General features: G+C 58.8%; 14 protein-coding genes. 4 read left to right on the top strand and 10 right to left on the bottom strand.

The genetic code is table 11. From position 1 onward, the window contains the following. Positions 1-996 (bottom strand): threonine--tRNA ligase (locus CER19_RS08910; RefSeq protein WP_116666150.1); only part of this gene is annotated, 996 nt, incomplete at its 3' end. Positions 997-1,360: 364 nt separating this feature from the next. Between CER19_RS08910 and CER19_RS08905 the strand changes: the two genes are divergently transcribed. Further along, entirely contained in the window at positions 1,361-1,675 is a 315-nt protein-coding gene (locus CER19_RS08905; RefSeq protein ID WP_116666149.1) for a hypothetical protein, read from the top strand. A gap of 289 nt (positions 1,676-1,964) precedes the next feature. Continuing rightward, positions 1,965-2,177 carry a cold-shock protein gene (locus tag CER19_RS08900; RefSeq protein WP_003192493.1) on the top strand — a complete coding sequence of 71 codons (213 nt, stop codon included), beginning with the start codon at positions 1,965-1,967 and terminating at the stop codon, positions 2,175-2,177. A 67-nt stretch (positions 2,178-2,244) separates the two neighbouring features. Here CER19_RS08900 and CER19_RS08895 read toward each other — a convergent pair whose 3' ends face one another. Next, entirely contained in the window at positions 2,245-2,565 is a 321-nt protein-coding gene (locus tag CER19_RS08895; protein ID WP_003192494.1) for an I78 family peptidase inhibitor, read from the bottom strand. Positions 2,566-2,709: 144 nt separating this feature from the next. Continuing rightward, a complete protein-coding gene (locus CER19_RS08890) occupies positions 2,710-3,015 on the bottom strand; it encodes a hypothetical protein (RefSeq protein ID WP_116666151.1) in 306 nt (101 codons plus the stop codon). Between the two features lie 154 nt (positions 3,016-3,169). On the opposite strand from CER19_RS08890, the gene CER19_RS08885 reads away from it, so the two are divergent. Next, a complete protein-coding gene (locus CER19_RS08885) occupies positions 3,170-3,376 on the top strand; it encodes a hypothetical protein (RefSeq protein WP_116666148.1) in 207 nt (68 codons plus the stop codon). 34 nt (positions 3,377-3,410) lie between these two features. Here CER19_RS08885 and CER19_RS08880 read toward each other — a convergent pair whose 3' ends face one another. The 7 genes from CER19_RS08880 to CER19_RS08850 are packed head-to-tail and all read right to left on the bottom strand — an operon-like array spanning position 3,411 to position 10,383. Further along, entirely contained in the window at positions 3,411-4,439 is a 1,029-nt protein-coding gene (locus CER19_RS08880; RefSeq protein ID WP_116666147.1) for a nucleoside hydrolase, read from the bottom strand. 31 nt (positions 4,440-4,470) lie between these two features. Beyond that, positions 4,471-4,875, bottom strand: a complete 405-nt coding sequence (gene rbsD, locus CER19_RS08875; RefSeq protein ID WP_116666146.1) for a D-ribose pyranase — start codon at positions 4,873-4,875, stop codon at positions 4,471-4,473. Then, positions 4,872-5,789 carry a ribokinase gene (rbsK, locus tag CER19_RS08870; RefSeq protein WP_116666145.1) on the bottom strand — a complete coding sequence of 306 codons (918 nt, stop codon included), beginning with the start codon at positions 5,787-5,789 and terminating at the stop codon, positions 4,872-4,874. The genes rbsD and rbsK overlap by 4 nt, the downstream gene beginning before the upstream one ends. A gap of 23 nt (positions 5,790-5,812) precedes the next feature. Beyond that, positions 5,813-6,835, bottom strand: coding sequence for a LacI family DNA-binding transcriptional regulator (locus tag CER19_RS08865; RefSeq protein WP_003192500.1), 1,023 nt, complete (start codon positions 6,833-6,835; stop codon positions 5,813-5,815). Positions 6,836-6,838: 3 nt separating this feature from the next. After that, positions 6,839-7,816, bottom strand: coding sequence for an ABC transporter permease (locus CER19_RS08860; RefSeq protein WP_044275169.1), 978 nt, complete (start codon positions 7,814-7,816; stop codon positions 6,839-6,841). Further along, positions 7,813-9,366, bottom strand: a complete 1,554-nt coding sequence (locus CER19_RS08855; protein ID WP_116666144.1) for a sugar ABC transporter ATP-binding protein — start codon at positions 9,364-9,366, stop codon at positions 7,813-7,815. Before CER19_RS08855 ends, CER19_RS08860 begins: the two co-directional genes overlap by 4 nt. Before the next feature lie 57 nt (positions 9,367-9,423). Beyond that, complete coding sequence (locus CER19_RS08850) at positions 9,424-10,383, bottom strand: sugar ABC transporter substrate-binding protein (RefSeq protein WP_003192504.1); 960 nt, start codon at positions 10,381-10,383, stop codon at positions 9,424-9,426. A 564-nt stretch (positions 10,384-10,947) separates the two neighbouring features. On the opposite strand from CER19_RS08850, the gene CER19_RS08845 reads away from it, so the two are divergent. Continuing rightward, complete coding sequence (locus CER19_RS08845) at positions 10,948-12,036, top strand: asparaginase (RefSeq protein WP_019820900.1); 1,089 nt, start codon at positions 10,948-10,950, stop codon at positions 12,034-12,036. Positions 12,037-12,162: the final 126 nt, after the last annotated feature.

The raw sequence follows: 12,162 nt of genomic DNA, 5'->3' as shown, positions 1-12,162 counted from the left end.
GTTCATCGGCTTGATGGCGTAGTCGCGGTTTTCCGACTGGGTAGTGAACATGTTGTCGGCGTAGTTGGCCCAGTGCCCGGATTTCTCCCACAGGCTGCGATCGACCACCTGTGGAGTCTTGATCTCCAGGTAACCGTTTTCGCGCTGCACCTTGCGCATGTACTGCTCAAGCACCTGGTACAGGGTCCAACCATTCGGGTGCCAGAACACCATGCCCGGCGCTTCTTCCTGAAGGTGGAACAGGTTCAGGCGCTTGCCGATCTTGCGGTGGTCGCGTTTTTCAGCTTCTTCGATGCGCTGGATATAGGCGGCCAGTTGCTTCTTGTCAGCCCAGGCCGTGCCGTAGATCCGTTGCAGCTGTTCGTTCTTCGCATCACCACGCCAGTAGGCACCGGACAGCTTGGTCAGCTTGAACGATTTGAGAAAGCGCGTGTTCGGCACGTGCGGGCCACGGCACATATCCACGTATTCTTCGTGGTAGTACAGCCCCATGGCCTGCTCGTCCGGCATATCTTCTACCAGACGCAGCTTGTAGTCCTCGCCACGTGCAGTAAACACGTCGATCACTTCGGCACGTGGGGTGACTTTCTTGATGACGTCGTAATCTTTTTCGATCAGCGCGTGCATGCGCTGCTCGATGGCCGCCAGGTCGTCCGGAGTAAAAGGACGCTCATAGGCGATGTCGTAATAGAAGCCTTCGTCAATAACCGGGCCGATCACCATCTTGGCGGTTGGATACAGTTGCTTGACCGCATGGCCAATCAAGTGCGCGCAAGAGTGGCGAATGATCTCCAGCCCCTCTTGATCCTTGGGCGTGATGATTTGCAGGCTGGCGTCGCTGGTGATCAGGTCGCTGGCGTCAACCAGCTTGCCGTCGACCTTGCCGGCCACGGTGGCCTTGGCCAGGCCAGCACCGATGGATGCGGCGACCTCGGCTACGGAAACCGGATGATCGAATGAACGTTGACTGCCGTCGGGAAGAGTAATAGTTGGCATGGCGCCTCCTCTCCTAGTGGTGACCCCTACCAAAGGTCACGTGGGTTGGGATGAGCCAGTACAAGATCCAACACCAGGCCGTTCAATGAAGAACGCCTGCCTTACAGCGGCAGGAGCCTTTCGGCCAACCGATAATCGAACCAGAGTGACTGGAGTGAACAAAAAGGACCTGGCAAGGCGGCAAATGGCGCGCCCGGAAATAGCCAGGCAAGGATGCTAGCACAGATGAACGGTCATCGCGTCGGCCAAGCGTTGAGTAAAGAGCAATTCATGGCTTTATAGTTGCGAAAGTGAACTTGAGCTGTACGCAGGGCCTCAAAGCCACTGAGAATCGCCGTTCGTCCTCGACCCAAAGGAGCATCCCATGATGCGTTTTACCTCTACCCTCGCTGTCGCCGCTACCCTGAGCCTCCTTTCCCTCGGCGCGCAGGCTGCAGCCCCTTCCAACTGGCCAGCCGGCGCCCGTGACGCCTTCGTCAACGACTGCAGTGCCGCCGCCAGCCAGAACGTGGACGCCAAGACCGCCAAGGCCCACTGCGAATGCGGTGCTGACAAGATCAATGCCGAATTGAGCACTGCCGAGATCAAGGAATTGATGACCAACCAGAACGCCAGCCCGGAGCTTAAAAACAAAGCGGTCGCGGCTATTTCGTCCTGCAGAGTGGCGAAGAAAAAGTAAGATTGGCTGACGATTCGACGGCCATTTCGCTGGAAAAACAGCCTGAAAACTGCCATTTCACACAAATTATGCAGGTTTTACGGCTTTTTTTAACAGCTGATATTTCGTCGCAAAGCCCCGTAAATCGGGGCTTTCAGCCCAATGATGAATCAAACGCAAAGCGATTGATTAGCAAACAGTGCCTTGGGGGGGCTCCCAAGCCGAACATTTCGACTATGATAGCCCAGTGTGCCCAGTTGGCCTGAGCAGCACAGCACTACTGAAAATATATGTTTCTTGGAGATACACCATGTCTAATCGCCAAACCGGCACCGTTAAATGGTTCAACGATGAAAAAGGCTTCGGCTTCATCACTCCTACAGGTGGCGGTGACGACTTGTTCGTACACTTCAAAGCTATCGAAAGCGACGGTTTCAAAAGCCTGAAAGAAGGCCAAACCGTTTCCTTCGTGGCTGAGAAAGGCCAAAAGGGTATGCAAGCTGCACAGGTTCGCGGCGAGTAATTCTCCGCTGAGCTAAAAAAACCCCGTCCATGTGACGGGGTTTTTTATGGGTGATGCAAAAACCGTATCAGCCGCAGTTAACCCGGTTGATCACCAGATTGTTGTCGGTGTTCAGGTTCAAGCGGTCGGAGCGATACTCCAGCGTGATCATGTCATTGGGCTTGAGAATACGTGCATTCTGCGCGCCGGCACGCGTGCGAGCTTGCTCCAGCAACTGGGGCGAGGCCTTCTGGCCGATGGCGAACTCTGCAGCCTTCGACTCACAGCGGCTATGACCGGCATCGGTCGCAGTGGCAGCTTTGCCTGGCTCAGAGGCACCCGGGGTGCTGCAACCTGCCAACGCGAGCGCAGCCAACAAAGTACCGAATGATGCGAGCTTCCAAGGCATGAAGCCTCCTATGATAAAAAGTGGACAGAGATCGTGCGACATCAGTCAAAGCGATTGGTTTCAAGACGTTAACCGCTTGTGGGCAAGTCTGCCTGACTCACTGCTGGCAAGCGCCCTGTCAATCGTGACTAGATATGAACGCACTTAGTAGATGTCGATATAGTCTGACGTCGCTGTAGGCCAATTCTGCTTCAGCGCGTTAAAAATCTGCATGACCCACACTTCATCACTGGCCGCCACGAGGCCGACATAACCGGAACCCTTGGCCCAGGTCTCCAGGCGAAACAGCAGGCCACCGATCTCAGCCCCCCCGACTACCCCGGAAGAAATGTAGGCAACGCCTGCCTTGCTCACCCGCAACTGGGTATGTTCGTCGTCACTGGCTCTACCAAGCAATTGGCGCACGGCCTCCAGCGTCAGGTTGTCGGGGTTGCTCAAATCGATTTGCACGCGGTGTTTCCCGGCCATTTAACAGGCCGACAGTGTCGCACAGCCGCTGCTTCATGCCTAAGTAGCAGTGCCAAATGCCGTACAAAATGCTTAACTGCGCCCGCTGGAACGGCGTTCCAGCGCATTGTCCGAATTTTCAGCCCGTGAGATTTCCATGACCACCGTAACGCTTCAAGCCGACATCAAAGCCAAGTGGCCCCAAGGGCAAAGTTCCTACAGCCCCGGAAGCCCGGAAGAACTGGCGATCATTGGTATCGACCTGTTGGTCAAGGAATTGGGCACCCAGGCGGCGCAAGCGTTCATCGGCCAGATATTCGAGAAATACCCGGCCGACTACAGGGGCGCCCAAGAGCGCGAATAGAACCGGGCGACGAGTGCCGCCCGGGTAACACAGCTTACTTCAGACGCGCCAGGCGCTCGGTCAACAGATCGAAGAAGCCCTGGGCGTCGCCATTCTCAACCCAGAACACATTCTTCTCCTGCTTGAGGCCGTCGTACCAATCGACGATGGTCTGGCCGAAGGTCGGGCCTTCGCGGCTGTCGACCACCATATTGGCCTCACGACCGCTGAACAGCGATGGTTTGAGCAGGTAGGCAACCACGGTAGCGTCGTGGACCGGGCCACCCGGAATGCCGTAGTGCTCCATATCGCCTTTGACGTACTCATTCAGAATACTGCTGACGACCTTGCTCGCGTTGTTGTTCAGGTCCGCAATCTTCTTCAGGCGGGCGTCGCTGGTGAGGACTTTATGGGTCACGTCCAACGGCAGGTAGGTCAGCTTCACACCGCTTTTGAGCACGATCTCCGCCGCCACCGGATCGGCGAACAGGTTGAACTCAGCCACTGGGGTGATATTGCCGCCATTGAAGTGGGCGCCGCCCATCACGACCACTTCCTTGATGCCCTGGGTGATTTCGGGCGCTTGAGTCAGTGCCAGTGCCAGGTTGGTCTGCGGGCCGAGCATGGCGATGGTGATGCTGTGCGGCTTGGCGCTACTCAGGGTCTTGATCAGGTAATCGACTGCATTGCCTTCGGCCAGGCCTTTTTTCGGTTCATGCACCGTGACGCCCGAGATGCCTTCCTTGCCATGAATATTCTCGGCGTAGATCGGTTTGCGCAGCAGCGGCGCTGGCGCACCTGCGTACACCGGGATGTCCTCGCGCCCTGCCCACTCGCGCGCCAGGCGCGCGTTGCGGGAGGTCTTGTCCAGGCGCACATTGCCGGCGACGGTGGTCAGCGCACGAATGCTCAACTCCTGCGGCGAGGCCATGGCGAACAGCAAGGCCACCACATCATCGGCACCCGGGTCGGTGTCAATGATCAGGTCGATTTTTTCCGCCGCTTGGGCGCTTGCAGTTGTGAGCGCGGACAAAAGCAGAACACTCCGAAACAGGTTTTTCAGGGTAGGTAGACCACGTTGCATAAAGCACTCCTTGTCATGGGGGGGGGGGACGCTAGAACGTTACGCCGGACACCAGCGCGATATTGCAGTACGGCTGGCACTCGCCAGTGCGCACAACGGCGCGGGCATTGCGGCTCAATTGCTTGAATTGGTCATGGCTGAGCAGGCGTCGCTCGCCCAGTACAGCCTGCTCTGTGAGCACATCAAGCTCGGTCAGCGCGGGCGGTTGCTTCAGCAGGATCTCTTGCGCCAGCACATGGCTTTCCACCTGCATTTCGCTCAGCACGATACGCAAGGTGCTGATGAAATCCGGGATACCCTGGGTCAGTGCCAGGTCGATCAGTTCGACGCCGGGCGGCACCGGCAGGCCGGCATCGCCGATGACCAGGATGTCGCCATGGCCCAGGGACGCGATCACGCGTGACAGGGCGATATTCAGCAAAGGGGTCTTTTTCATGCGGGCACAAAACCTTTTACGTCGTGCAGCGTAGGAATGGAAGGCTGAGCGCCGGCGCGGGTCACCGACAACGCCGCTGCCACCTGGCCAAAACGGATCGCCTCGGCTTCGCTCTGGCCCGCGGCCAGCGCGGCGGCAAAGCCACCGACAAAGGTATCGCCAGCAGCGGTGGTATCCACCGCCTTGACCTTCGGCGCCACCAAGTGCTCAAAGCTCTTGCCGTCGGCAAACAGCGCGCCCTGGGCGCCCAGGGTAATGATGACCTTACCGGCGCCCGCTTTAATCAGCGCAGTCGCGGCGACCTTGGCGCTGTCGAGGGAGTCGACCGTCACGCCGCTCAGAGCGCTGGCCTCGCTTTCATTGGGGATCAGATAATCGATCGAGGCATACCAATCAGCGGGCAACGGTCCGCTTGCCGGGGCCGGGTTGAGGATGACCGTCTTACCCAGCTCGCGACCCCGCTTGAGCGCATACCCAACGGTCTCCATCGGCACCTCAAGCTGACAGATGATCACATCTGCCGCCTGCAGCACAGCGTCGCACGTTCGCAGTGACGCAGGCGTCAGCTCACCGTTGCTGCCAGCCACAATGACAATGGCGTTCTGGCTGCTGTCATCGACCACGATCAACGCCACACCGCTGGAGCCGTCCACCGTGCTGACGGCCTGGCAATCGATCCCTTCCACCAGCAGCGCATCGCGCAATTGGCTGCCATAGGCGTCGGTACCGATGCACCCCACCATTGCGACACTCGCCCCCAGGCGTGCCGAGGCGACGGCCTGGTTGGCGCCCTTGCCACCGGGCACAGTGGAAAATGTCTGGCCGATCAGGGTTTCACCGGCACGCGGCAAGCGACTGGCGCGGGTGACCAGGTCCATGTTCAAGCTGCCTATTACCACTACTTTTGCTGGCATACATCAGTACTCATCAATTCGGTTCAGCGGTATTGGGCGAACACATCAGCCAATGGCGCGGTCGACTCACGCAAAACAATACTGGGCGTCACGATACGTTGATCGATCGGCAGTTGGGGTGTTGCTATTCGTTGCAGTAATAATTCGGCCGCAGTCTCGCCCAATTGCAGGATCGACTGGCCAACCGTCGTCAGCGCCGGGTAGACGTAGCGCCCCATCTGGATGTCATCGAAACCGATGACCGACAGCTCGCCCGGCACCCGCACATTGCGCTCGGCGGCGGCGCGCAGCACGCCAAAACCAATCATATCGTTGCTGGCGAAAATCGCGCTGGGCGGGTGTTGCGATAATAACTGTACGGCTGCGGCATACCCGCCCGTGCTGGTGAAATCGCTTTCCAGGGTACGACTGGCCAACACCTCGATGCCCGCCTCGCGCAATGCACGCTGGTAACCCGCCAGGCGCATCTGCGCCACGCGGGTATGCCCAGGGCCGCCGATACAGGCGATGTCCCGGTGCCCCAATTCCAGCAAGTGCCGGGTCGCCAGGTAAGCGCCCTCTTCGTGATCGATGCGCACCAGGTCCACATCAATCCCATCAAGCGCCCGGTCGACAATCACCATGGGCGTGCGCACTGCACTCAAGCCTGCGGCAAGGCCACTGTCATCGCCGCCCACGGATGTCACGATCAAGCCGTCGACGCGCTTTTCCAACAACACGCGCAAATAACTGCGCTGTTTCTCTGCGTCGTCATCCGAGTTGCAGAGGATCACGCAATAGCCATTACGCTCGCAGTAATCCTCGATACCCCGAGCCAGCTCGGCAAAATACGGGTTGAGGCTGTTGGGCACCAGCAGGCCGATGGTCGCCGTGGTCTTGGCCTTGAGCGAGCGCGCGACGGCACTGGGCACGTAGTCCAACTGCTTGATCGCCGCCTCGACCTTGATGCGTACCGGCTCGCTGACCGGGCGCGTCTTGTTCACCACATGGGACACGGTGGTGTAGGAAATACCTGCAAGCGCTGCCACATCCTTGATCGTTGCCATGGTTCAGCCCCGCCGACTGGCGCGCTGGCTGCGATAAGTATCGAGGACCACGGCAATCACGATCACGGCACCGGTAATGATGCGTTTAGTCGGTTCCGTCGCGCCAATCTGCGCCAGCCCGGCGGCCAAGACCGAAATGATCAACACCCCGAAGAACGTACTGATGACCGAGCCACGCCCGCCCATCAGGCTGGTGCCACCGATCACCACGGCGGCGATCACTTGCAGCTCCAGGCCCGAACCGGCATTCGGGTCCGCCGCTTCCAGACGTGAAATCTGGAACAGCGCCGCCACACCAGCCAACAGGCCCATCAGGCTGAACACCAGGATCTTGTAAGGCTTGGGATTGATACCCGCCAGGCGCACCGCTTCTTCGTTGGTGCCGATGCCGATCAGGTAACGACCGAAGACCGTACGGGTCAGTACCAACTGGGCCGCGATGATCACCAGCAGCGCGATGATAAACGACGGGGAAATACCGAAGGCAATCGGGTTGGACAGCCAGGCAAACGAGTCACCGATATAAGCGGTGCGCGAGCCCGTCATCTGGTAGGCCACGCCGCGGGCCATCTCCAGCACGCCGAGGGATACGATAAATGACGGAATGCGCCAGGCCACCGTAATGGAACCGGTGATGGTGCCGGCCAACGCCGCGCAGCCCATGCCCAACAGGGCGGCGGGCAACACGCTCCAGCCCCAGCCCAGGATCGCCACGCTGACTGCCGAGGCCGCCAATGCCAACACCGAGCCCACGGACAGGTCGATGCCGCCAATGATCAGGATGAAGGTCATGCCCACCGCCAGCACCATCAGGTCTGGGATCTGGTTGGCCAGGGTGCTGAAGGTGTCATAGGACAGGAAGTGATCGCTGAGTACCGAGAACAGCGCGATCATCGCCAGCAAGGCACCTGCCAGCCCCAGGTAAGTACCCAGGCCATAGAAGTTGCCGCCAGTTTTACCGGGGGAAATGTTTGTTTTCATGGGGTATTCCTAGGCGCGGCTTCGTTGAGCAGCGCATCACGTTTCTGATAGCCGGCAAAGGCGGCGGCGAGCAATTCGTCCTGGGTCCAGCTGTCACGCTCGAAGGTCTCGATCAGGCGCCCGGCGGACAACACACCGATGCGGTCACAGATCAGCATCAGCTCACGCAGGTCACTGGACACCACTACCAGCGCTTTGCCCTGACGGGTCAATTCACCGAGCAAGGCGTAGATGTCGAACTTGGCACCGACGTCGATACCGCGGGTGGGCTCATCGAACAGCATCACCGCGCAATCGCGCTCCAGCCATCGGCCAATCACCACCTTCTGCTGGTTACCACCCGACAGCTCGGACACCCGTTGCGTCGGGCTGGAACTGCGGATACGCATGGCGTCGATCTGGCGCTTGGCCAGAGCGGTTTCGTTGCGGCTGTTGACGACGCCACCGCCGGAAATTTCCGGCATGTTGCCCAGGGCGATGTTGGCGCTGATGGACTGGGTCAGCAGCAGGCCCTCACCCTTGCGGTCTTCGGTGATCAGGGCAATACCATGACCGACCGCGTCTACCGGCGAGCGAATGCTCACCACCTTGGCCGGCGACCCCAAGGCCACGGTGCCGCTGTCGGCCGGGTCAGCGCCGAAGATCAGGCGCAGCAATTCGGTGCGGCCGGCGCCGATCAGGCCAGAAATGCCATAGATTTCACCGGCGCGCACTTCAAAGGACACATCGCGGACCTTGTCCGAACAGGTCAGGCCCGTCACTGTCAAGGCCGGGCCTCCTATGGTGCGCGGGCCCAAATCGATGTGTTCACCCAGTTCGCGACCGACCATCAAGGTCACCAACTGCTCACTGTTGTAATTGGCCATCGGCTCGACGCAGACCAGCTTGCCGTCGCGCAATACCGCAATGCGCTGGGCGACACGGGCCAACTCTTCGAGCCGGTGCGAAATATAAATGATCGCCACGCCTCGGGCCTGCAGGCGCGTGATTTGTTCAAACAGCATCTCGACTTCACGAGCAGTAAGCATCGCCGTGGGCTCGTCGAGGATCAATACATGGCAGTCGCCGATCAGGTTACGGGCGATCTCGACCATTTGCTGGTGACCAATGCCCAGGCTGCCCACCAGCGTGTCCGGGTCGATCGCGTCCAGGCCGACTTGGGCCATGGCTTCGATCGCGGCTTTGCGCAGTTGTTTGCGGCTGATCCAGCCACAGCGGCTCGGCAGGTTATCCAGGAACAGGTTTTCCGCCACGGTCAGCGTGGGCAGCAGGTTGAGTTCCTGCATGACCATGCGCACGCCCAAGGCTTCGGCCTGGGTGCGGCTGGCGGGGCGGTAATCCTGACCATTGAATTGCATGTGCCCGGTGGTGGGCGTGACCAGGCCGCCGATGATCTTCGACAAGGTACTTTTGCCTGCGCCGTTCTCACCGGTCAGCGCCAACACTTCCCCGCGATTGAGCGTCAGGGTGATGTCGGACAGAACCGGTTGGGCATAGGTCTTACCGATACCGCTGACCGAGAGGACAGCGTTCGGGGCGGAAGATGACATAGGAAAATCTCCAGGCGCCCGCTCAGGACGAGCGGGCGCTGTTGGGTACTGCCAGGATTACTGCTTGATGACGAGTTCGACCGGGGTTTCGATCACGCCATCTTTGGCATCGACTTTCTCACCCTTGACCAGCTTCAGCGCGTTCTGGATACCGAATACGGCTTGCTGGGCGGCCGCCTGGTCAGCGGTGGCCAACACGCGGCCGTCCTTGAGCATTGGTTTGATCGCGTCAATGTTGTCATAGCCCACCACCAACACCTTGCCGGCCTTGCCTGCCGCACGCACGGCGGAAACAGCGCCAAGGGCCATGTTGTCGTTACCGGCCAACAGCGCCTTGATATCCGGCGTTTCGCTCAGCATCGCTGCCGCGATCTTGTTGCCTTGGTCGATTTCCCAGTTACCGGATTGGGTGGAAACAATCTTCATGCCTGCCGCGTCCATCGCATCCTTGAAGCCTGCGGTGCGCTGCTGGGCATTAGTGGTCGTGGGTACGCCCTCGATGATGCCGACCTTGTCACCAGCGGCCAGTTGCTTGGCCAGGTAGTCGCCCACCAGCTTGGAGCCTTTGCGGTTATCCGGGCCTACAAACGGAATATCGAGGTTTTTGCTTTTGAGTACTTCCGGGTCCAGGCGATTGTCGATGTTGACCACTTTGATACCGGCATCGGAAGCCTTCTTCAGCACACTGGCGAGTGCCTTGGAGTCGGCGGGAGCGATGACAAGCGCATCAACCTTGGCGTTGATCATTTCGTTGACGATGGCGATCTGCGCGCTGGTATCGGTTTCGTTCTTGATGCCGTTGGAGATCAACTTGAATTCTGTTGGGTGCGCTTTCTGGTAGTCCTTCGCACCGTCGGTCATGGTGACAAAAAACTCATTGGCAAGGGACTTCATGACCAAACCCACGGTAGGCGTTTTGGCAGCGTCATCGGCAAATGCAGAAGAGAGAGGCAAAGCGGCGGATGCGGCAGCAAGCACAGCAACAGCAAGAAGACGTCCAGCAAATGGCAGCTTCATGGGTTCACTCCGATCTTATGATTATTGTGAGCAACGCTTGCACCGAAGAGCCCTTCGGCAGCCCTCCCACCTGGGCGGCTGATACGAGCTGTCACGATGTGCCAAGGGCGCAGTGAAACATCTCGCAAACGTTTGCGTTGAGCAAACTATGAGAACCTTGTCGAGATTTGTCAACGGTACCAGCACGCCTTTCATGGACGCCCTCCAAGCCCTCCCTTCAGCTACCCGCCGCTGATACGTTTAAGCAAACTCGCCCTTTCTGACGTTCGCTGAAACGACAGGCTGGGTGGCGAATGATCACACAGGGTGCCCGAACAAATCGTGAACGCTTTCGGACAACCGAACACCACAGCCCTTCTCGTTCGGAAAGCCGGACAGCACCGAGCCCCATCAAACCGAAATATTGCTTTAAGTTGTTTTAAATCAATAAGTTAATTTAAAAAATCCAACATGCTCAGCCTGGTACAAATCCTGCTCTTTCTCAGCACCTCGCGGCGTTCAGAACCGCCCGGGTGTTCTAGATGAACCTGCTACAGCACTCATCAAAAACCAGAGAGAAAAATAATGAAATCTGCATTGAAGAACGTTATTCCGGGCGCCCTGGCCCTTCTGCTGCTGTTCCCCGTTGCCGCCCAGGCAAAGGAAGTTGAAAGCAAGACCAAACTGTCCAACGTAGTCATCCTCGCCACCGGCGGTACCATCGCTGGCGCTGGCGCCAGTGCGGCCAACAGTGCCACCTACCAGGCGGCCAAAGTCGGCATCGAACAACTGATCGCCGGCGTTCCTGAGCTTAGCCAGATCGCCAATGTTCGCGGCGAACAAGTGATGCAAATTGCGTCGGAAAGCATCAATAACGAAAACCTGCTGCAACTGGGTCGCCGTGTCGCCGAATTGGCCGACAGCAAGGACGTGGATGGCATCGTGATCACCCACGGCACCGATACCCTTGAAGAAACCGCCTACTTCCTGAACCTTGTGGAAAAAACCGATAAGCCTATCGTGGTCGTTGGCTCCATGCGCCCAGGCACCGCGATGTCGGCAGACGGCATGCTCAACCTGTACAACGCCGTTGCGGTCGCGGGTAGCAAGGAAGCCCGCGGCAAAGGCGTGCTGGTCACCATGAACGACGAGATCCAATCGGGTCGCGATGTCAGCAAGATGATCAACATCAAGACCGAAGCCTTCAAGAGCCCATGGGGCCCAATGGGCATGGTCGTTGAGGGCAAATCCTACTGGTTCCGCCTACCGGCCAAGCGTCACACCATGGATTCTGAGTTCGACATCAAGACCATCAAAAGCCTGCCTGACGTGGAAATTGCCTACGGCTACGGCAACGTGAGCGACACCGCTTACAAAGCATTGGCCCAAGCGGGCGCCAAAGCGATCATTCACGCCGGTACCGGCAATGGGTCGGTATCGTCCAAGGTCGTTCCAGCGCTGGTGGAATTGCGCAAGCAAGGCGTGCAGATCATTCGCTCTTCCCACGTCAACGCCGGTGGCATGGTCCTGCGTAACGCCGAACAGCCAGACGATAAATACGACTGGGTCGCCGCCCTTGACCTGAACCCGCAGAAAGCCCGCATCCTGGCCATGGTCGCCCTGACCAAGACCCAGGACAGCAAGGAACTGCAACGGATCTTCTGGGAATACTGATCCCTGCTGATTCACCTGTAGAAAGATGCTTTTGTGGCGAGGGAGCTTGCTCCCGCTGGGCTGCGAAGCGGCCCAAAATACTTGCGGGCGCTACGCACCCGAGCGGGAGCAAGCTCCCTCGCCACA

It is taken from the genome of Pseudomonas sp. GL93, assembly GCF_003408955.1.
In the GTDB taxonomy this organism is placed as follows: Bacteria; Pseudomonadota; Gammaproteobacteria; order Pseudomonadales; family Pseudomonadaceae; genus Aquipseudomonas; species Aquipseudomonas paracarnis.
Note: the sequence above shows the minus strand (reverse complement) of the source record. Positions and strands in the feature narration are given on the sequence as shown.